Raw genomic sequence first — 20,795 nt, 5'->3', positions numbered from 1 at the left:
TACCCGCCGAGCCTTTACCTATTTACGAACTAATTCATTATATGTAAATCGCTAAATCGAAGATCGCGGTCTTGAGATGGCAAGCGGTCCGCACCCAGAGCCCGTTGCTCGAGGGTGAGCATTGGAGAGGACATATCGATGCCGAGCTTTGCGCTGCTGGTAAAACGCGTACAATGGCAATCGGAAATTGAGCTAGTATCCGGACAGGCGGCGTACGCACATTGCAGTACGAAGCGTCGAGACTTGGCGTGATAGGTCATACGCACCCTGTGGCAATATCCTTCCGCTGCCACCAAGCAAAAGGAAGAAAGCAATGACTGCCTTGACCCCCGATCATGCCGGAGCCGGCTCGGAACGGATGCCCGCGTCACGCGCCCTGGTTGCGGCGGTTGTCGCTCTCTTTTTTCTGTGGGGCGGGCTTACCAGTCTCAACGACATCTTGATCCCCAAGCTCAAGGGGCTGTTCTCGCTCTCCTATACTGAGGCGATGCTGACCCAGTTCGCCTTCTTCATGGCCTATTTCATCGTATCGATTCCCGCCGGCGCGCTGATCGCGCGGATCGGCTATCTCAAGGGTATCGTCGTTGGCCTTGTAACCATGGCGGTAGGGTGCCTGATGTTTGTCCCCGCTTCGTCGTCGGGGATCTACCCCGCTTTTCTAGCGGCGTTGTTCGTACTGGCCGCCGGGATTACGATCCTGCAGGTCGGCGCCAATCCGCTGATCGCCAATCTGGGCGATCCGGCGACATCCCACAGCCGCCTGACGCTGGCGCAGGCGTTCAATTCGCTCGGCACCACCTTGTTTCCCCCGGTCGGCGCGCTCATCATCCTCGGTTCCATGAGCAAGGTGGATCCGGCTGGGCTTGCGCCAACAGAGCGCGCCCTCTTCCTGGCAAAAGAGGCGTCGGTCATTGGCTACGCCTATATCGCGATTTCCGTGATACTCGTGGCCGTCGCGCTGTTCTTCTTTCTACGACGCGCCGCGATCACCGGCGGACAGGGCAACGCCGTCAGCCTGGCCGGATCATTCGCCCTGCTGCGGCGCAGGCGGCTGGCGGGGGGCGTGGTGGCGCTCTTTCTGTATGTCGGGGCGGAGGTTGCGATCGGATCGATGCTCGTCAGTTACCTTGCGCAGGATCGAGTCATGGGACTGAGCGAACAGGTGGCCGGAACGATGATCGCGCTCTATTGGGGCGGCGCGATGGTGGGCCGCTTCATCGGAGCCATGCTGCTGCGACGCTTCAGGCCCGGTCTTGTGCTGGCGACGGTCTGTATCGGCGCCGGGCTTTTGATCGCCCTGTCGGCATTGAGCACGGGCGCTGTAGCGGGCTATGCGATCCTGGCCGTCGGCCTGATGAACGCCATCATGTTTCCGACGATCTTCAGCCTGGGGATCGAAGGTCTGGGAGAGCGGACGCCGCAGGGGTCGGGCCTGTTGTGCATGGCCATCGTCGGCGGTGCGATCATCCCTCTGCTCACTGGCGCGATCGCCGACGCCACTTCCCTGGCGATGGCGCTCGCCATCCCTGCCATCTGCTACCTGCTGATCGCCATCTATGGCTGGTCGGCACGCAATTCAGCCTGACGAAGGATTATTCATGCGCGTTGCTTTGTTTACCCTGTCGTGCCTCCTCGCGTCGCAGCCGCTGATGGCGCAAAACAGCCAAGAGGACGTAGACGCAAAGGCTGCGCGTCTGGAAGCGCAGATGACCGATGCCGAACGGATCGGCCTGCTGTCCGGGATCATGCCGATTTCGTTTCCCGGCTTTGAAGTGAAGGTTCCCGAAGGCGTGCCCGCGACGGCGGGCTATGTGCCTGGCATTGCGCGCCTGAATATCCCTCCTCAGCTGTCGACCGACGCGAGCCTTGGGATCGCCAACCCTGCCCAATTGCGGAAGGGCGATGTCGCAACGGCGATGCCATCGGGCCTGCTGCTGGCTTCGTCGTTCGACCCCGCCCTCGCGGAACGGATCGGCGCGACCGTCGGCGCCGAAGCGCGGGCCAAGGGTTTCAATATCCTCCTTGGCGGGGGCATGAACCTTGCTCGCGATCCGCGTAACGGTCGCAATTTCGAATATCTCGGCGAAGACCCTTTGCTCGCCGGAACGCTTGTCGGTCATGCCATCCGCGGCACCCAGTCGCAGGGCGTGGTTTCGACCATCAAGCACTTTGCACTCAACGGCCAGGAAACGCTGCGTCACACGGCAGATTCGGTGATCGGGGAAAGCGCGATGCGGGAAAGCGAACTGCTGGGCTTCCAGATCGGCATCGAGATCGGCCGACCGGGCGCGGTCATGTGCGCCTATAATCTGGTCAACGGGGATAAGGCGTGCGGTAACGACTATCTGCTGAACCATGTGCTGAAGGATGAATGGAATTATAAGGGCTGGGTCATGTCGGATTGGGGCGCGGTCGACGACGTCTCCTATATCAAATCCGGCCTCGATCAGCAGATGGGCTATCAATTGGACAAGCAGCACTGGTTCGGCCAGCCGCTTGCCGACCTGATGGCCAAGGGCGACATCCCGAAGAGCCGCATTTCCGACGCTGTGCGCCGCATTTTGCGCAGCCTGTTCACGGTGGGCATCGCGGCTCCATACAATCCGCAACCGATCGATTACAAGGCGCACGCCCAGGTCGCCCTCGATGCGGCGCGCGGCGGCATCGTCCTGCTCAAAAATGACGGTATATTGCCGCTCGCCGCCAAAGCGCGGACCATTCTCGTGGTCGGCGGGAACGCGGATTTCGGGGTGTTGTCGGGCGGCGGGTCGAGCCAGGTCACTCCATCCCGTGGCGCGCCGCGCATCATTGAACAGGGCGATGGGCCAATGGCATTGTTCAGCCGCCAGCTTTACATGCCCGGCTCGCCACTCAAGGCATTGAGCGAGGCGCTGCCCGATGCCAAAATCCGCTTCCAGAACGGCTATTCACCCGAAGTGGCGGCGGCCTATGCCGCCAAGGCCGATCTGGTGATCGTTTTCGCGACCAAATGGGAGGGCGAGGGCATGGACTCTGGCTCGCTTACCCTCCCACAGGGACAGGATCGGTTGATCACGGCCCTCGCCGAGGCCAACCCCAATCTGGTAGTCGTGCTCGAAACGGGCAATCCGGTGACGATGCCTTGGCTCGACAAGGCCAAAGCCGTCGTGCAGGCTTGGTATCCCGGCCAGGAAGGTGGTCAGGCCATCGCCGATGTCTTGACTGGCAAGGTCAATCCGTCGGGTCGCCTGCCGATCACCTATCCTGCTTCGATCGATCAATATCCGCGCGTCGCCCTGCCAGGGCTTGGCCTGCCGGACCGCACGCCGGTCAAGGTTGCTTATGACGAGGGCGCGGATGTCGGCTATCGCGGCTTTGCCAAGGCGGGGAAAACGCCGCTCTTCGCCTTCGGTCACGGCCTGAGCTATACCAGATTTTACCACGGGCCGCTGTCGGCGCGCGCAGGCGCGTCGGTCCGCCTGCGCTTCACGGTCCGCAATGGCGGCGACCGCGCCGGGGCGGATGTGCCGCAGCTTTATCTGGTCGATCGCAATGGTGAAAAGCTCCAACGGTTGGTGGGATTTCAGAAAGTAGTGCTGGTACCGGGCGAGAGCCGCACGCTGACGCTTGATGTCGACAACCGCTTGCTGGCTGACTGGAAAGACGGCGGCTGGTCGATCGCCGGAGGGCGCTACAGCTTCGTTCTCAGCGAAAGTGCAGCAAAATTCGGTAAGTCGGTCATCGTTCGCGTGCCCGCAAAGACCTGGAAGGAGTGAAGGCACAGCCAATCCTGCGTTTCGGAGTTCCATAGCTTCCGATAGGCTAATCCGAGCGCTTCGCGGTTGAGCGGGATATGGCGTTTGCGTCACGACTTGGCGGTGGCCCCCGTCACGGTCAGGATACGCCGATCGAGATCGACATTCGACCATGTGAGATCGAACAATTCACCGCGACGGCAGCCGGGGTTGATCGACAGCAGGATCAGCGGCTTCATATGATCGGTGAACATGACCGTGCGCAGGCTGGGCAGTGGTACATAGTCCCTTTCCCGCCGCCAATGATTGGCGGAATCGCGTTCGGCGCGGCGGCGTTCTTCGCGGGCATCGATCGCGGCGCGCAAACCGACTTCTCGGCATCGCTTAAGAACCACACCTTGAGGCAATCGTCGGTGCGCGACTTCTTGACCTTGGCCAGCGGGTTGGTTCCGATCAGTTCCCAATCCACCGCCCGGTTGAACGCCTTGATCGACGAAATATCCCGGTTGATTGTCTGAAGGCTCAAGCCTCGCTCGATTTCGCCCGCCCGCCAGCGTTCGACATCCAGCCCGGTGATCTTGTCGAGCGGCTTGTCGAGCAAAGCCTTGAAGGCTGTCGCCAGCCGGTTGAGATTTTGCGCATGGGCTTTCTGATTGGCTCTGGCCCACACGGCATAATCGCCATCGAGGAACCGCAGGTGAGGTTTTTGCCTCTTTGAAGACCGTGCTTGAGGCCGACAATCGGGATTCTGAGGCTGGCTGGGAGAGATTTGCCATGACGCTGACAGGTCAGTCAGGCGTGACGCTTGCGCTAATTAAGCCTGATAGCCCCCTCCTTCTGCCGCCAAGCAATTTCTGAAGACGGGTTACAGACACATCTGCAGCGATATGGATTTCGGTTGGAGCGTGCTTAGCAATCTTAATCGCTCTTGCGGCGCTAAACATTATTTGACGTTCGTGGCAGCACCCCGAGGTACTGGCGTAATCCCTTGCACTTCCCCGTCACCACGTCATGCTTCTCCCAATTGCCGGGGGGACATAGACGATGGCCGACTTACTCGAACGCGCGCGATCGATGATCGGGCTGATGGCGGATCATCTGCGGGCGGACCTCAGCGTCGAATTGTGGAATGGCGAGGTGCTGCCGCTCGGGCCGGGGGCGCGGGACGATATTCGGATCGTCATCGCCTCGCCGGTCGCGATCGGGCGGCTGGTGCGGTCGCCAAAGCTCATGACGCTGTTCGAGGTCTATATGACCGGCGGGATCGATATCGTCGGCGGCGATCCGTTGGAAGCGCTTAACCGCTGGGATCATTTGCGCGCGCTCGCGATGGTCAAATCGCTCGACCGCAAGCGCATGCTGCGGCTCGCGCTGCCGTTCCTGTTCGTGCGCGCCGCGCCCGACAAGGCGATGAGCTTCGGCCAGCGGGTGCGCGCCGCGTTCGGGCGGGGGCGCGACGATACGGCGATGATCCAGTTTCATTATGACGTGTCCAACGCCTTCTACGCGCTCTTCCTCGACCCCGAGATGCAATATTCGAGTGCGGTCTTTCCGACCTTCGACACCAGCCTCGCCGATGCGCAGATCGTCAAGATGGACCTGATCTGCCGCAAGTTGGCGTTGAAGCCGGGCGACCGGATGCTGGACCTTGGCTGTGGCTGGGGTGGGCTTGCCTGTCATGCGGCCGAGCATTTCGGCGCGACCGTGCATGGCGTGACGCTGTCGCAGGCGCAGATGGAGCGGGCGCGGCAGCGGGTCGCCGAACGGGGCCTGGGGCATCTCGTCACCATCGAGTTGCGCGACTATCGCACGATCGACCAGCCGGGCGCGTACGACAAGATCGCGCAGATCGGCATGTTCGAACATGTCGGCATCGATAATCACGACCGCCATTATCAGGAAATCCATCGGCTGCTGCGCGATCAAGGCCTGTATCTGCATCAGGCGACGACGCGGCGCGCGACGCGTGACCTGAGCAAGTTCCGCACGACATCGGCCTATATGAAGGTCATCCACCGCTATATTTTTCCGGGCGTCGAGCTGGACTATATCGGCATGACGACGACCAATCTGGAACGGTTCGGGTTCGAGGTGCGCGATGTGGAAAGCATGCGCGAACATTATTATCTGTCGCTCAAGGCGTGGACGGAGGCGCTCTACGCCAATCGCGAGGCGGCGATCGCCGAAGCAGGGGCGGAGCGCACGCGGCTGTGGCTGCTCTATCTCGCCATGTCGGCGGCGGGCTTCTGGCGCGGAGTATTGTGCGATTTTCAGACGCTGGCGCAGAAGCGGCGCATCGGCCTGTCGGGCCTTCCGCTGGACCGTGACTATAAAAGCTGAACGGGCCCGCACGTTTCCGCTGTCCTACAACCAACCATATGGGATAAATGACCCGCTTTCACTAGCAGGAGGCGGGTATGGACATAGAATCGCTGATCGACGAGATCATCGCGCGGGAGGGCGGCTATAGCAATCACCCGGCCGACCGGGGCGGGCCGACCAACTGGGGGATCACGCAAAGCGTGGCGCGCGCCAATGGCTATGTCGGCGACATGCGAGCGCTGCCGCGCAGCGTTGCCGTGACCCTCTATCGCCGGCTCTACTGGGAGCAACCTGGCTACGGCTTTGTCGCGAAGACATGCCCGACCCTGGCGGCGGAACTGTTCGACACGGCCGTGAATATGGGCACGGCCACCGCCACCGGCTTCCTCCAGCGCGCGCTGAACGCGCTCAACCGCAACCAGAAGGATTATCCCGACCTCAAGGTCGACCGCACCATCGGCGCGAAGACGCTGGCGGCGCTCGCCGGCTTTGTCGCGCTGCGCGGCAGGGCCGGCGAAAAGATACTGCTGACGGCGATCGAGTCGCTGCAAGGCGAGCGCTATATCGCGCTGGCCGAAAGCCGGCCGGCCAATGAGGCCTTTCTATATGGCTGGCTGGCGAACCGGATCGGTTAGGCGGTCGAGATGGCCACAGCACCCGATCCGGGCGATATGCCGCCCGACGCATGGAGCGCCCGCGCGCGTCCCGCCTTCCTGTATCTCATGTATGCGCTGCTGCTCTGGTCCATCCCGATGGGCCTGATCGCCGGGGTGCGGCCCGATGTAGCGGCAGCGATCACGGCGGGGATGCGCGCTTATCTCAATGCCCTGCCCGAGCCGCTCTACGCGCTGTTTGGCACCGGCTATCTTGGGTACACCGCCGCCCATGCCTGGGGAAAGGCGAAGGGGGTGGAGCGATAGCACCCCCGCGCGAAACACATTGAGGGGAGAGCGAGCGCCCTCCCCGATTTCAGGACCATTAAGCATGAGAGGGGCCGCCGGGCAGGACGCCCGACGGCCCATCATGTGCATGGTCAGCGGCCGGAAGTGCCGCCCAGGGGAATGTTGGTCGCGCTATCCGCCGATCATGGCGCACCGTCCGCGAAAGGCGGAAAAGACGGCTGATCGCCAATGTTCGGCAAGATCGACGCCTTCAGGCGTCGCTCAGCGGCGCATTCCCCGACTGGACTTGACCGACCCCATTGCTGAACCATGAGACATCGGATCACCTCCTTTCGCTATGTTAAAAGCCGTGTGGCCGACTTCGGCTGCGTCCTTTGACGGCCACAAAGCTGAATGTGAATCAGACGCGCCCTATGTTCAAGGCTTGTATTATTCTTTTTTCGAATCATACTACTGCCTCCGTGATCGGGTCCGTCGCACCCAACCGGGTGCTAGCCCCGACAGTCCTCGATCACCCGGGACACTTCGCCCCAGGCGGGCAGGTAGAGTGGTTCCAGCCCGGCGACTTCGACCATGAAACGGCCCCGGCTATAGGCGATCTGATCGAGCATGGCATCGCTCGCCGCGCGGATGGCGACCGTTGCGGCGGCACCGGCCGCGGGCGTGACCGGCCAGTTCGCCGCGCCGCCGCTCGTCCTTATGGTCATCGCGCCCTGCCCGACGCCCCCCGGGCGCGCGAACGTCATGCGCCCGCCGGCGCGGTCGCAACGGATCGAAAAACGCGCGTCGCCCGCACCCGGCCCGAACAGCGCCACCGATCCAGCGCTTTCGGCGCGGTAGGTCCAGTTGCCGGGAGTCGCCGGTCGATACTGCCATTCGGTTGCGAGCGGCACGGGCGCGGGCATGGCTGCCGCCGGAGCCGGCACCGGGCGGCGGGGTGCTGGCGGCGGCGCGGTTGAAGAATGGGGGGCCTGCGGCGCCGGCCCGACGCAGGACGACAACAATAGCAGAAGCGGCGTGGCGAGCGTCATGGACAGGGTGAGGGACAGGAAACGCATCGCGCCCTCATGCCCGAGCCCGAACCGGGGCTCAATCGGAAAAGGGCCGGACGATGCCCCGGATCGCCGAGCCGGGGCGCGCAAGCGCCAGGCAACCGCGCGCGATGTTGCAGAAATATGAATGCGCTTCCATAAGGCTCCATGACCAAGCCACTCGAACGCACCGTTGCGCCACTTTCCCGAATCCAGCAAAATGTCCTCGCGCGATCGGAGCGGCAGCTGCTGAACTGGCTGTGCGCGCGCATGCCGCATTGGGTGACGCCCGACTTCCTTACCTCGCTCGGCATGGTCGGCGCGGTCGCGATTTTCGTCGGCTATGCCGCCAGCGGCTTTTCGGTCAGCTGGCTCGCCTTGGCGCTGGCTGGCTATGCGATCCAGTGGTTCGGCGATTCGATGGATGGCAGCCTGGCGCGCTATCGCCAGATCGAGCGCCCCGCTTATGGCTATTTCATCGACCATAGTTGCGACGGCCTCGCTACCCTGCTGATCCTGGCGGGCATGGGGATCAGTCCGTTCGTCCGCATGGATGTCGCGCTGATCGCGCTGGCGGGCTATCTGCTGCTATCGGTCCATGCCTTCCTGTCGGCGCGGGTATTGGGCGAACTCAAACTTTCCTATCTCGCCGCAGGGCCGACCGAGTTGCGGCTGATGTTGATCACGCTCACGCTGATGATGATGATGCTGGGCGCCACGCCGGGCCTGTTCGGCGCTGTCTCGGGCTTCGACGTGTTCGTGGGCACGGTGGGCGGCGTACTGATCCTGCTGTTCGTGTTCCAGACGCTGGTGACGGGACGACGGCTGGCGCTGCGCGGCGGCTGAAGCACTTTCAAGTCCGGCGGACGTAAGCTGACGACTCGGAAAATGCGTAAAAGCAAAGAAATCCGAGCATGATGCGCACGCTGGACTTGCGCGTCCGACTGACCTAGCTGCGGGACGAGTTTCAACCCGCCGCGGCTTTGCGCCCGGCCCGTCGCGAGTAGCAGTCCATGGCGCGCACTTCCCTCACCCGCTTCCTGATCGAACAGCAGCGCCTCGCCAACGCGCTGCCCGCCGAACTGCGCTTGCTGATCGAAACGGTTGCGCGCGCGTGCAAGACGATAAGCCATTCCGTCAGCAAGGGCGCGCTCGGCGAGGTGCTGGGCAGCCTCGACAGCGAGAATGTGCAGGGCGAGGTCCAGAAGAAGCTGGACGTGATCGCTAACGAACTGTTGCTGGAGGCCAATGAATGGGGCGGCCATTTGGCGGGGATGGCTTCGGAGGAGATGGATACGCTGTATCGCATCCCCAATCGCTATCCCAAGGGCGAATATCTGCTGCTGTTCGATCCGATCGACGGATCGAGCAATATCGACGTCGATCTTTCGGTCGGCACGATTTTCTCGGTGCTGCGCGCGCCCGAAGCCGTGTCGGGCCGCGATGTCACCGAGGAGGATTTCCTCCAGTCGGGCCGGCATCAGGTTGCCGCAGGCTATGCTATCTATGGGCCGCAGAGCCTGCTCGTGCTGACCGTGGGCACCGGCGTCCATGAATTCACGCTCGACCGCGAGATCGGGTCGTGGGTGCTGACCGACAGCAATATGGTGATGCCCCAGGGCAAATGCGAATTCGCGATCAACATGTCCAACCGCCGCCAATGGTCGCCGGGCATCGCACGCTATATCGACGAGCGGGTCGAGGGTGCGGCGGGGCCGTGCGGCCGCGATTTCAACATGCGCTGGACAGCCTCCATGGTCGCCGACGTGCACCGCATCCTCAAGCGCGGGGGCATCTTCATGTACCCCGCCGACCATCGTCATGAGAACAAGGCGAAGCTGCGCCTGATGTACGAGGCCAATCCGATGAGCTTCCTGATCGAGCAGGCGGGCGGTGCGGCGACCGACGGCTTTGGTCCAATCATGGATATCGCGCCGACCGGCCTGCACCAGCGTGTGGGTGTGGTTTTGGGCGATTGTGCCGAAGTTGCGATGGTCACGGCCTACGGGCTGGAGACGTCTGCCCAGCAGGACTGAAAAGCGCGTGCCGTCGAAAAAGTGGGGGAGAGCAAAGCGCATCGCGCAGCTCAATCCCCCGCTTGCTTTGCCCGGCCATGCCGGTCTTACCGGCGGCCCCCTCTCCAAGGATATATTATGTGTGCGGCCGGACGACAGCGGCCCTTCCGTAGCGTAACCCCGCAATAAAAAAAAGGGCCGATCCGCAGACCAGCCCTGAAAAGTTTAGGAGAGGATGCCTGAAAGGCACGCCCCTTTTGTCGGACGCACGCCGATGCTGCAAATGCGAAACGCGGGATAACGATTGCACAAAGCGCAATCGTCAGGCCGCGAAAAGGCCGGGCCGGAGAGTGCAGCCATCGCGACGCCTGTCATTGACAGTTTCGCGCCGACTCGCTAATGGCCCGGCATCCCGACACGCTGGCAAGCGGCGGTGCGCAGGCACTGGCCGTCTTTTTTGCGTCCCGGGGCACATGAATCGGTCGCGCGCCTTTCGGGCGTCCCGGCCCTGACGCTTTGAGATGGGGCGGCGCCAACCGCCCTGTGGAGCAGGAGAAACTTACACATGGCACGTATTGCGGGTGTTAACATCCCGACCAACAAGCGCGTTATCATCGCGCTCACCTATATTCACGGCATTGGCCGCAAGACCGCCGTCGACATCGCCGACAAGCTGGGCATCGACCATGCTCGCCGCGTTCAGGACCTGTCGGACGCCGAAGTGCTCCAGATCCGTGAAACGATCGACGCCGGCCTGACGGTCGAGGGCGATCTTCGTCGCGAGACCGCGATGAACATCAAGCGCCTGATGGACCTCGCCTGCTATCGTGGCCTGCGTCATCGCAAGGGCCTGCCGGTCCGCGGCCAGCGCACGCATACCAATGCGCGCACCCGCAAGGGCAAGGCCAAGGCGATCGCAGGCAAGAAGAAGTAAGATATAGTCCGCCGGACTGTATCGTCTTCTTCTCCGCCGGAGGCAGCTATCCGCAAGGAAAGGCGCCGCCAGCAACACAAGTTTCAGTAGGATAGAGCAAAATGGCACGCGAACCCCAGCGCATCAAAAGGCGCGAGCGCAAGAACATTTCGGCCGGCGTGGCCCACGTCAACGCCAGCTTCAACAACACGATGATCACCATCACCGACGCCCAGGGCAATGCGATCAGCTGGTCCTCCGCCGGCATGATGGGCTTCAAGGGCAGCCGCAAATCGACGCCCTATGCCGCGCAGGTTTGCGCCGAGGATGCCGGCCGCAAGGCAGCCGAGCATGGCGTTCGCACGCTTGAAGTCGAGGTCAAGGGCCCCGGTTCGGGTCGTGAATCGGCTCTGCGCGCGCTTCAGGCCGTGGGTTTCCACATCACCTCGATCCGTGACGTCACGCCAATCCCGCATAATGGCGTCCGTCCGTCCAAGCGCCGCCGCGTCTAAACCGGCTGGCAATTTCGGCAGGCGGCGGACGCGTCGCCTGTCTGCCCATCTGCATCGGCCGGAACGTCCTGTTGGGTCCAGGGCTCAAGCGTTCGGCCACATCCCCAGGGGAATTACATGACTGTCAACATGAAGAACTGGCAGGAACTGAAGAAGCCCGGCGCGCTCGACATCAAGTCGACCGGCGATGGCAAGCGCAAGGCGACGTTCGTCGCCGAGCCGCTCGAGCGCGGTTTCGGCCTGACGCTCGGCAATGCGCTGCGCCGGGTTCTTCTTTCCTCGCTCCAGGGCGCGGCGGTCACCTCGATCAAGATCGAGAATGTGCTGCACGAATTTTCCAGCCTCGCCGGCGTCCGTGAGGACGTGACGGACATCGTCCTCAACATCAAGCAGGTCGCCCTGCGGATGGAAGGCGATGGTCCCAAGCGGCTTCAGCTGTCCGCGACCGGCCCGGCCGAAGTCAAGGCCGGCGACATCGCCGTGGTCGGCGACATCGAAGTGATGAACCCCGATCTGGTGATCTGTCACCTCGATCAGGGCGCGACGCTGAACATGGAACTGACGGCCGATGTCGGCAAGGGCTATGTCCCGGCCGTCGCCAACCGTCCGGCCGATGCGCCGATCGGCCTGATCCCGATCGACGCGCTCTATTCGCCGGTCCGTCAGGTCGCCTATAAGGTCGACAATACCCGCGTCGGCCAGGAACTGGACTATGACAAGCTGTCGCTGACCGTCGAAACCGACGGCACCGTCACGCCCGAAGATGCGGTCGCCTATGCCGCGCGCATCCTTCAGGACCAGCTCCAGCTGTTCGTCCACTTCGAGGACGCGCTGCCCAGCGCCGTGCCGTCGACCGCCGGCCATGCCGCGCCGTCGTCGAGCGAAGGCGAGAGCGACACCAACACGATCAATCGCTACCTGCTCAAGAAGGTGGACGAGCTGGAACTGTCGGTCCGGTCGGCTAACTGCCTTAAGAACGACAACATCATCTATATCGGCGATCTGGTCCAGAAGACCGAAGCCGAGATGCTGCGCACCCCCAATTTCGGGCGCAAGTCGCTCAATGAAATCAAGGAAGTGCTGTCGTCCATGGGCCTGCGTCTGGGCATGGACATCCCCGGCTGGCCGCCGGAAAATATCGAGGAAATGGCCAAGAAGCTCGAACAGGAGCTGCTGGGCTGATCCGAATTCCGTCATCCCGGCGAAAGCCGGGGTGACGATCGGGTGAAGGGGCGACGACCTGAACAGTCGCCTGGTCTGGGTTACCTCATACGGGCCCTTAACGAACGAAGGACATATCATGCGTCATAAAATGGGTCAGCGTAAGCTTCAGCGCTCCACCGGCCATCGCAACGCGCTGCTGCGCAACCTCGCCGCATCGCTGATCAAGCATGAGCAGATCACGACCGGCACGGTCAAGGCGAAGGCCCTGCGTCCCTATGTCGAAAAGCTGATCACGCTGGCGAAGAAGGGTGGCCTGTCCAACCGCCGCCTGGCGCACAGCCGGTTGCAGGACGACACACAGCTGGTCAAGCTGTTCGAGGTTCTGGCCGAGCGCTACAAAGACCGCGAAGGCGGTTACACCCGCGTGATCAAGGCCGGTTTCCGCGCCTCCGACGCCTCCCCGATCGCGATCATCGAACTGGTCGATCGCGACGTTTCGGCCAAGGGGCAGGATTCCGGTCCGCTCCAGAATGCCGACGAAGATGAATTCGAAGCGGCGTAACGGCCGATTCTGCGGCCCGGCCATTTAGCCCGGACCGGACGCTTTACCGACAGGCCGTGGCTCGTTATGAGCCGCGGCCTGTTGCTTTTCAAAATAGAAATGAGTTGTCGAAAGAGGATGCCGGCCGCTCGCCGCCTTGCCCTGTTGCTGGCCCTGATCGTCGCGCAGCCCGCCATCGCCGATACGGATGTGAAGACGTCCACCGCCCGCGCGCCAGGCCTCCAATATCCCGCCACCCAGCGGCTCGACATCGTCGAGGATCATTTCGGCGTGAAGGTCGCCGATCCCTATCGCTGGCTGGAAAGCGACCTGCGCTCCGACCCGGCCGTGAGGGATTGGGTGCGTCGGGAGAATGGCCTTACCCGAGCCTATATCGACGCTCTGCCGGGGCGCGACGCGCTCAAGGCGCGCATGCAGGCGCTGTTCTCCCATGGCCGCTTCACCATCCCGCGCAAGGCGGGCGGGCGCTATTTCTACGGCTATAATAGCGGCCTGCAGAACCAGACGCCGCTCTATCTGCGCGAGGGGCTGGACGGCAGGCAACGCCTGCTGCTCGACCCCAATGACTGGGCCAGGGACGGAACGGCGGCACTCGCCGAATGGGCCCCCTCGCCCGATGGCCGCATGCTGCTCTATGCGGTCCAGGAGGCGGGCAGCGACTGGCGTTCGCTGCGCATTCTCGACGTCGACAGCGGCAAGACAGGCGAGGATCGGATCGACTGGGTGAAATTTTCCGGGCTGAGCTGGGACGGCCGCAGCGAGGGATTTTTCTATTCACGCTTCCCTGCGCCCGCGACAAGCCAGGTTTTTCAGTCCGCGAGCCAGAACCAGAGCGTCTGGTATCACCGGCTTGGCACAGCGCAGGCGCTCGACCTGCTCATCTATGCGACGCCTGACAGGCCGACCCTGGGACACAGCGCCGAAGTGACCCGCGATGGCCGCTGGCTGGTGGTGAGTTCGTTCGAGGGTACGGGCCCGCGTCGCGAGTTGCACGTCGCCGCGCTGGATGGCGGGCCGATCAGGCTGCGTGCGCTGGTGCGGGGGCGCGACAGTGACTGGCGGATGATCGGCAGTGTGGGGTCGACGCTCTATTTCATCACCGACAGGGGCGCGCCCCGCATGCGCGTGGTCGCGCTAGATGCCGCGCGGCCGCGCCGGGGCGGGCGGCAGATCGTGGCGGAGCGCGCGGATTCACTCGCCGGCGGGTCTTTGGTGGGCGACCGCCTGATCCTGGCTTACGCCACCGATTCCATGACGGTCGCGGAACTGAGCGAGCTGGACGGGCGCAAGGTCAGCGGCGTGCCCCTGCCCGGCGTTGGAACGGCCGTGGGCTTCGGCGGGCGGGCGGGCGATCCCGAGACTTTTTTCAGCTTTTCCGACTTCACCACCCCGCCCGGCATTTATCGCTTCGACACCGCGACGCTCAAAACCTCGCTGTTCGCGCAGCCCGACATGCCGTTCGATCCCGATGATTTCGGCATCGAGCAGCTGAGCTATCCATCGAAGGACGGCACGCTGATCCCGATGACGATCATCCGCAAGAAAGCGCTGGCGCGCAGCGGCAAGCCGGCGCCCACCATCCTCTATGGCTATGGCGGGTTCAACATCTCGCTGACGCCGGGCTATTCAGCGCCACGGCTGGCCTGGCTGGAGCAGGGCGGCGTCTATGCCATCGCCAATCTGCGTGGCGGCGGCGAGTTCGGCAAGGCGTGGCATGATGCCGGACGGCTCGCCAATAAACAGAATGTGTTCGACGATTTCATCGCGGCCGGCGAGTTTCTCAAGGCGAGGGGCTATACCACGGCCGATGGCCTTGCGATCGAGGGCCGCTCCAATGGCGGGCTGCTGGTCGGTGCGGTGGTGAACCAGCGGCCCGACCTGTTCGCCGCCGCGCTGCCGGCGGTGGGCGTCATGGACATGCTGCGTTTCGACCGTTTCACTGCCGGCCGTTACTGGCTGGACGATTATGGATCGCCTGGCAAGGCGCGGGATTTCCCGTTGCTCTATAGCTATTCGCCCTATCACAATATCCTGGGCGGCAGGGATTATCCCGCGATCCTTGTGACGACGGGCGATACCGACGACCGGGTGGTGCCCGCGCACAGTTTCAAATATGCCGCCGCGCTCCAGGCCGCCGCGATCGGCGACAAGCCGCATCTGTTGCGGGTGGAAACGCGGACCGGCCACGGATCGGGCAAGCCGGTCGACAAGCTGATCGACGAATATGCCGACAGCTATGCTTTCCTCGCCTATTTCACCGGCCTCAAGATCGACGCCACGCCGCGTCGGACGTTCAGCGCCGCGACAGCCGGACACTGATATCGCTCCAGTCATGGCAGGAGGAACGGGCATGACAATGGCGCGCTGGATAATGGGATCGATGGTGGCCCTCGCCTTGTTGACGGGCGGCGTCGTGCCGGCGCAGGCGCGCCCCTATCATCATGGCTATGACCATCGGCGCCATCATGGCGGCGGGTTCGGCTTTGGCGACGCCGTCGGCGTCGCGGCGCTGGTCGGCGCGGTGGCGATCGTCGCCTCCTCGGTATCCAAGGACAAGCAGCAGTCGCAGAGATCGGATGTGGGCAGCCCGCCGGATGGTCACCGCTATGACGAGGATGAAGCGCCACCCCCCGCGCAGGGCACCGATTATGGTGCGGACGAATCGCGCGATGAAGGCACGTCCAACGACGACCGGATGAGCGACGCCTGTGCAGTGGCCGCTCGTGAGGAGGCCGAAGGACAGGGCGGCGGCTATGCCGAGGTCCGGAGCATGGACGCGCCCCGCGCCTCCAATGGCGGCTATGACATTGATGGCGAGGTCGAGACCCGCGCCAGCTATCGTGCCGAGAACGGCTCAACGCGCCGCTTTACCTGTTCGATGCAGGACGGCCGCGTCGCGCAGGTTTATCTGAGCCGCGATGTCGTGACGCGCTGAGCGGATGGCCGACGGGCTTGCGTGGTGAGGTCCAGAACCTTACGCCCCGCCCATGTCCCTCACCCCTCCCCCGCATAAGGCCGCTATCCTCTTCATCCTGATAACAGCGATGCTCGACGTCATGTCGATGGGCATCGTCATCCCGGTGCTGCCGCAGCTGATCGAATCGCTCTCGGGCTCCAGCAGCGCCGCCGGGCTGTGGAACGGGCTATTCGTCGCGCTGTGGGCGGGCATGCAATTTCTGTGTTCGCCGGTGATCGGATCGCTGTCCGACCGGTTCGGGCGACGGCCGGTGATCCTGATCTCCGTTGCCGGGCTGGCGCTCGACTATGTGCTGATGGCGCTCGCGCCCAATCTGTGGTGGCTGGCGGTCGGGCGGCTGCTGGCCGGCCTCACCTCCTCCAGCTTTACGTCGACCTTTGCCTATATGGCCGACATCACAGCGCCCGAGGATCGCGCGCGGGGCTATGGTCTGATCGGCGCGGCGTTCAGCGGCGGGTTCGTCGCCGGGCCGCTGATCGGCGGGATGCTGGGCGAAATATCGCTGCGCGCTCCGTTCTGGGCGGCGGCTGGCCTGTCCGGTCTAGCCTTCGTCTACGGCCTCATCGTGCTGCCCGAATCGCTGGCGGCGGACAAGCGGATGGCGTTTGGCTGGGCGCGCGCCAATCCGTTCGGGGCGTTGCGGCTGCTGCGCTCGCACCCCGAACTGTCGAGCCTGGCGGTGGTGAATTTCCTGCTCTATTTCGCGCACCATCTCTTCTCCGCCGTGTTCGTTCTCTATGCCGGCGATCGCTATGGCTGGGGCGCGTGGCAGGTCGGCGCACTGCTGGCGCTGGTCGGTCTGTTCGACATGGGGGTGCAGGGCATGCTGGTCGGGCCGGTGGTCAGACGGCTGGGCGACCGCGCGACGATGGTGATCGGCCTGTCGTTCGGCGCGATCGGCGTGCTGGCCATGGGGCTGGCACCTACGGGCTGGCTGTTCGTGGCCGCAATGCTGCCCAATGCGCTTTGGGGCCTCGCCATGCCGACGATCCAGTCGCTGATGACCGCGCGGGTCTCGGAAAGCGAACAAGGCCAGCTTCAGGGCGCGAACAACAGCGTCGGTTCCATAGCCGGGATCGTGTCGCCGCTCTTTTTCGGTGCGGTCTATTCCCTGTCGGCGGGCACCCACCCCACCCTCCCCTTCATCGGCAGCGCCTTCGTGCTGGCGTCGCTGGTGCTGGCGGGCGCGGCCGTGCTGGGATGGGCGGCCGGACGAGGGCTCGACCGAGCACAGACCTGAGCGCGACAACTGGACAGGAGCGGGCCGGGCGACTAACCGGGCGCGACTCCTTCCTCCTTGCATATAAAGGCGATCCGATGACGCTGCCCCTTCAGGATTCCATTCTCATCGTGGATTTCGGCAGCCAGGTGACGCAGCTGATCGCGCGCCGCGTACGCGAGGCCGGCGTCTATTCGGAAATCGCGCCTTTCAACAATGCGGCACAAGCCTTCGAGCGGCTCAAGCCCAAGGGCATCATCCTGTCGGGCGGGCCTTCGTCGGTAATGTGGGAAGACAGCCCGCGTGCGCCGCAGGCCTTTTTCGACGCCGGCATTCCCATACTTGGCATCTGCTATGGCCAGCAGACGATGATGCAGCAGCTGGGCGGGAACGTCGAAGGCGGCGAAAGCGGCGAATTCGGCCGCGCTTTCATCGAGGTGAAAAAGCCCTGCGCTCTGTTCGACGGCCTGTGGTCGCAGGGCGAGCGGCATCAGGTATGGATGAGCCATGGCGACAAGGTGACGAGCCTTGCGCCTGGTTTCGAGGTCGTCGCGGTCAGCGAGGGCGCGCCCTATGCCATCACCGCGAACGAGGCGAAGCGCTTCTACGCCACGCAGTTCCACCCCGAGGTCATGCACACGCCCGATGGCGGCAAGCTGCTCGCCAATTTCGTGCGCCATGTGTGCGGGCTGGCGGGCGACTGGACCATGGCCGAGTTCCGCGAGGCCAAGATCGCCGATATCCGCGCGCAGGTGGGAGACGGCCGGGTCATTTGCGGGCTTTCGGGCGGGGTCGACAGCGCGGTGGCCGCCGTACTGATCCACGAAGCGATCGGCGACCAGCTGACCTGCGTGTTCGTGGACCATGGGCTGATGCGACTGGGCGAGGCCGAACAGGTGGTCAGCCTGTTCCGCGAACATTATGGCATCAACCTTGTCCATGTGAATGCGCAAGAGCGGTTTCTGGGCGGACTGGCCGGGCTCACCGACCCCGAAAAGAAGCGCAAATTCATCGGCGGCGAGTTCATCGCCCTGTTCGAGGAAGAGGCCGCAAAGATCGGCGGTGCGGACTTTCTGGCGCAGGGTACGCTCTATCCCGACGTGATCGAGAGCGTGTCCTTTACCGGCGGCCCTTCGGTCACGATCAAATCGCATCACAATGTCGGCGGCCTGCCCGAACGCATGAACATGCAACTGGTCGAGCCGCTGCGCGAGCTGTTCAAGGATGAGGTGCGCGTGCTGGGCCGGGAGCTTGGCCTGCCCGAGATTTTCGTCGGTCGCCACCCCTTCCCAGGACCCGGCCTTGCCATCCGTATCCCCGGCGAGGTGACGCAGGAGCGGTGCGACATCCTGCGCAAGGCCGATGCGGTCTATCTGGAGGAAATCCGCAACGCGGGCCTTTATGACGCGATCTGGCAGGCATTTGCGGTGCTGCTCCCGGTTCGTACCGTGGGCGTGATGGGGGACCTTCGCACCTATGACAGCGTCTGCGCGCTGCGCGCCGTGACCTCGACCGACGGGATGACCGCCGACATCTATCCCTTCGACGCCGCTTTCCTGAGCCGCGTCGCGACCCGCATCATCAACGAGGTCAAGGGCATCAACCGCGTAGTCTATGACTATACGTCCAAGCCACCCGGCACGATCGAGTGGGAGTGACACGCAAGCGCATGGGATTGTAAGACATAGAGGACGGACGGCCCCGCCCATCTGGCGAAAAGCGGGGCCTTGCGCGATTTCCGGCTTTGCGCGCTTTGGACATGATGGTTAAAAGGCGGCACATGGCCGTTTCAGACCAGCTTCCTTCATCGGCGACCGGGCGATTTATCGCAGCCGATCATTATTTCCCGCTGCGTATCTATTTCGAGGATACGGATCTGGGCGGGGTCGTCTATCACGCCAATTATCTGCGCTACATGGAACGGGCGCGATCGGACATGTTGCGGATCGCGGGGATCGACCAGCGGGCGAACCTGGAAGGCGGCGAGGGCGTTTACGCCGTCATCAGCGTCAGGATCGACTATCAGCGACCAGGGAAGCTGGATGACGATTTGATGGTGATCAGCCGCGTAACCCATGTCAATGCCGCGACCTGTTCCATTCATCAGGCGGTCATGCGTGGCGACGAATATCTGACCACCGGCGACGTTTCCGTCGCCTATCTCACGCCCCAGGGCCGGCCCAAGCGCCAGCCGCGACCCTGGATCGACATATTCACCCGCCTGTCCAGAGGGGAAGATTTCCACCCATGAGCCTGTCCATGCCCGACATGACCGCCGCCGCAGGCGCGGCAGCCAGCGCCGCCACCATCTCTCCGCTCGCCCTGTTTCTTCAGGCCGACATCGTCGTGAAGATCGTGATGATCGGCTTGTTGCTGGCGAGTATCTGGACCTGGGCGATCATCCTTGGATTCAGCTTCACCCTGCGCCGCGCGGCCAAGCACAGCCAGTCTTTCGAGCAGGATTTCTGGAAAGCGGAGGATATCGATCGCTTCTACGAGAGCCGGGGCAAGACCGACTTTCCGAGCGCGAAGGTGATGGCGGCGGGGGTGGCCGAATGGCGGCGGTCGACGGCGCAGAAGGTGATCGACCGGGACGGCACGCGCGACCGGCTGTCGACCGCCATGTCGAGTTCGATCGCGGCGGAGGTCGACCGTCTATCGGATCGGCTCAACATTTTGGCGACGGTGGGATCGGTCGCGCCCTTCGTCGGGCTGTTCGGCACGGTCTGGGGGATCATGCGCGCCTTCACCGCGATCGCCGCCGAACAGAATAGCAGCCTCGCGGTGGTCGCGCCCGGCATCGCCGAGGCGCTGTTCGCGACGGCCATAGGCCTGTTCGCGGCGATCCCGGCGGTCATCGCCTACAACCGGTTCAGCCATGGCATCAATCGCCTCGAATCGCGGCTGACGCGCTTTGCCGACGGCTTTTACGCCACCCTGAGCCGCGAATTGGAGGGGCAGCGCTGATGGCGATGTCCGGTCCTCCGTCGGCCCGTCGGGGGCGGGGGCGCGCACCCATGGCCGACATCAATGTAACGCCGCTGGTCGACGTCATGCTGGTGCTGCTGATCATCTTCATGGTGACGGCCCCGCTGCTGGTGACGGGCGTTCCGGTCAACCTGCCCGAAACGAGGGCCAAGGGGCTGGACGCCGACCAGAAGCCCATCGTCGTGTCGATCGACCGTGATGGCGGGGCGTATATTGACGAAGCGGCGATCAGCGACGCGGACCTGTCCGATCGCCTCGCAGAGATCGCGTCGGCCAATGCCGGCAAACCCGAACCGCAACAGATCTTCCTGCGCGCCGACACCGCCCTCGATTATGGCCGCGTCATGCGGGTCATGGGCGAACTCAACCGTGCCGGCCTCAACAAGGTCGCGCTTGTGAGCACGGGCGCGCAAGACGGCGTCAGCGGCAGTTCAGAATAGGATTCATAGGTCGTTG

Annotated in this window: 21 protein-coding genes; 18 read left to right on the top strand and 3 right to left on the bottom strand. The window is 63.6% G+C overall.

What is annotated here, in order from left to right:
- The first annotated feature begins 313 nt into the window (after positions 1-313).
- On the top strand, positions 314-1,585 hold the full coding sequence (locus WG907_RS01420; RefSeq protein ID WP_340230782.1) for a sugar MFS transporter: 1,272 nt from the start codon (positions 314-316) through the stop codon (positions 1,583-1,585).
- A 13-nt stretch (positions 1,586-1,598) separates the two neighbouring features.
- A complete protein-coding gene (locus WG907_RS01415; protein WP_340230781.1) occupies positions 1,599-3,755 on the top strand; it encodes a beta-glucosidase family protein in 2,157 nt (718 codons plus the stop codon).
- Between the two features lie 89 nt (positions 3,756-3,844).
- On the opposite strand, the gene WG907_RS01410 is transcribed toward WG907_RS01415, so the two are convergent.
- Positions 3,845-3,988 carry a site-specific integrase gene (locus tag WG907_RS01410; RefSeq protein ID WP_340230780.1) on the bottom strand — a complete coding sequence of 48 codons (144 nt, stop codon included), beginning with the start codon at positions 3,986-3,988 and terminating at the stop codon, positions 3,845-3,847.
- The gene (locus tag WG907_RS01405) at positions 3,970-4,404 is read right to left on the bottom strand and encodes a site-specific integrase (RefSeq protein ID WP_340230779.1); all 435 of its coding nucleotides are present in this window, start codon (positions 4,402-4,404) and stop codon (positions 3,970-3,972) included. The genes WG907_RS01410 and WG907_RS01405 overlap by 19 nt, the downstream gene beginning before the upstream one ends.
- Before the next feature lie 374 nt (positions 4,405-4,778).
- Here WG907_RS01405 and WG907_RS01400 point away from each other — a divergent pair, with 374 nt between their 5' ends.
- From WG907_RS01400 to WG907_RS01390, 3 genes are all read left to right on the top strand, one after another.
- Positions 4,779-6,074 (top strand): class I SAM-dependent methyltransferase, encoded by a 1,296-nt coding sequence (locus WG907_RS01400; RefSeq protein ID WP_340230778.1) that lies wholly within the window; start codon positions 4,779-4,781, stop codon positions 6,072-6,074.
- Positions 6,075-6,151: 77 nt separating this feature from the next.
- Positions 6,152-6,691: a glycoside hydrolase family 108 protein gene (locus WG907_RS01395; protein ID WP_340230777.1), complete on the top strand. Its 540-nt coding sequence runs from the start codon at positions 6,152-6,154 to the stop codon at positions 6,689-6,691.
- A 9-nt stretch (positions 6,692-6,700) separates the two neighbouring features.
- Entirely contained in the window at positions 6,701-6,976 is a 276-nt protein-coding gene (locus WG907_RS01390) for a 3TM-type holin (RefSeq protein ID WP_340230776.1), read from the top strand.
- A gap of 473 nt (positions 6,977-7,449) precedes the next feature.
- Here WG907_RS01390 and WG907_RS01385 read toward each other — a convergent pair whose 3' ends face one another.
- Positions 7,450-8,016 (bottom strand): hypothetical protein, encoded by a 567-nt coding sequence (locus tag WG907_RS01385; protein ID WP_340230775.1) that lies wholly within the window; start codon positions 8,014-8,016, stop codon positions 7,450-7,452.
- A gap of 141 nt (positions 8,017-8,157) precedes the next feature.
- Between WG907_RS01385 and WG907_RS01380 the strand changes: the two genes are divergently transcribed.
- The 13 genes from WG907_RS01380 to tolR all read left to right on the top strand — a co-directional run bounded on the left by WG907_RS01380 (position 8,158) and on the right by tolR (position 20,779).
- Positions 8,158-8,835, top strand: a complete 678-nt coding sequence (locus tag WG907_RS01380; protein ID WP_340230774.1) for a CDP-alcohol phosphatidyltransferase family protein — start codon at positions 8,158-8,160, stop codon at positions 8,833-8,835.
- A gap of 167 nt (positions 8,836-9,002) precedes the next feature.
- Complete coding sequence (locus WG907_RS01375) at positions 9,003-10,025, top strand: class 1 fructose-bisphosphatase (RefSeq protein ID WP_340230773.1); 1,023 nt, start codon at positions 9,003-9,005, stop codon at positions 10,023-10,025.
- 544 nt (positions 10,026-10,569) lie between these two features.
- Positions 10,570-10,938 (top strand): 30S ribosomal protein S13, encoded by a 369-nt coding sequence (gene rpsM, locus WG907_RS01370; protein WP_340230771.1) that lies wholly within the window; start codon positions 10,570-10,572, stop codon positions 10,936-10,938.
- A 101-nt stretch (positions 10,939-11,039) separates the two neighbouring features.
- A complete protein-coding gene (gene rpsK, locus WG907_RS01365; RefSeq protein ID WP_092952865.1) occupies positions 11,040-11,429 on the top strand; it encodes a 30S ribosomal protein S11 in 390 nt (129 codons plus the stop codon).
- A gap of 117 nt (positions 11,430-11,546) precedes the next feature.
- Positions 11,547-12,611 carry a DNA-directed RNA polymerase subunit alpha gene (locus tag WG907_RS01360; protein ID WP_340230770.1) on the top strand — a complete coding sequence of 355 codons (1,065 nt, stop codon included), beginning with the start codon at positions 11,547-11,549 and terminating at the stop codon, positions 12,609-12,611.
- A gap of 118 nt (positions 12,612-12,729) precedes the next feature.
- A complete protein-coding gene (rplQ, locus tag WG907_RS01355; protein ID WP_340230769.1) occupies positions 12,730-13,155 on the top strand; it encodes a 50S ribosomal protein L17 in 426 nt (141 codons plus the stop codon).
- A 117-nt stretch (positions 13,156-13,272) separates the two neighbouring features.
- The gene (locus WG907_RS01350) at positions 13,273-15,474 is read left to right on the top strand and encodes a prolyl oligopeptidase family serine peptidase (protein ID WP_340230768.1); all 2,202 of its coding nucleotides are present in this window, start codon (positions 13,273-13,275) and stop codon (positions 15,472-15,474) included.
- A 31-nt stretch (positions 15,475-15,505) separates the two neighbouring features.
- Positions 15,506-16,090 carry a hypothetical protein gene (locus WG907_RS01345; protein WP_340230767.1) on the top strand — a complete coding sequence of 195 codons (585 nt, stop codon included), beginning with the start codon at positions 15,506-15,508 and terminating at the stop codon, positions 16,088-16,090.
- 52 nt (positions 16,091-16,142) lie between these two features.
- Positions 16,143-17,372 carry a TCR/Tet family MFS transporter gene (locus tag WG907_RS01340; RefSeq protein WP_340230766.1) on the top strand — a complete coding sequence of 410 codons (1,230 nt, stop codon included), beginning with the start codon at positions 16,143-16,145 and terminating at the stop codon, positions 17,370-17,372.
- A gap of 77 nt (positions 17,373-17,449) precedes the next feature.
- Positions 17,450-19,009 carry a glutamine-hydrolyzing GMP synthase gene (gene guaA, locus WG907_RS01335; protein WP_340230765.1) on the top strand — a complete coding sequence of 520 codons (1,560 nt, stop codon included), beginning with the start codon at positions 17,450-17,452 and terminating at the stop codon, positions 19,007-19,009.
- Between the two features lie 122 nt (positions 19,010-19,131).
- Positions 19,132-19,602 (top strand): YbgC/FadM family acyl-CoA thioesterase, encoded by a 471-nt coding sequence (locus tag WG907_RS01330; RefSeq protein ID WP_340230764.1) that lies wholly within the window; start codon positions 19,132-19,134, stop codon positions 19,600-19,602.
- Positions 19,599-20,318 carry a protein TolQ gene (gene tolQ, locus WG907_RS01325; RefSeq protein WP_340230763.1) on the top strand — a complete coding sequence of 240 codons (720 nt, stop codon included), beginning with the start codon at positions 19,599-19,601 and terminating at the stop codon, positions 20,316-20,318. The genes WG907_RS01330 and tolQ overlap by 4 nt, the downstream gene beginning before the upstream one ends.
- Positions 20,318-20,779, top strand: coding sequence for a protein TolR (gene tolR, locus WG907_RS01320; protein WP_340230762.1), 462 nt, complete (start codon positions 20,318-20,320; stop codon positions 20,777-20,779). The genes tolQ and tolR overlap by 1 nt, the downstream gene beginning before the upstream one ends.
- Positions 20,780-20,795: the final 16 nt, after the last annotated feature.

The sequence above is a fragment of the Sphingobium fluminis genome (genome assembly GCF_037723805.1).
GTDB lineage: Bacteria > Pseudomonadota > Alphaproteobacteria > Sphingomonadales > Sphingomonadaceae > Sphingobium.
Note: the sequence above shows the minus strand (reverse complement) of the source record. Positions and strands in the feature narration are given on the sequence as shown.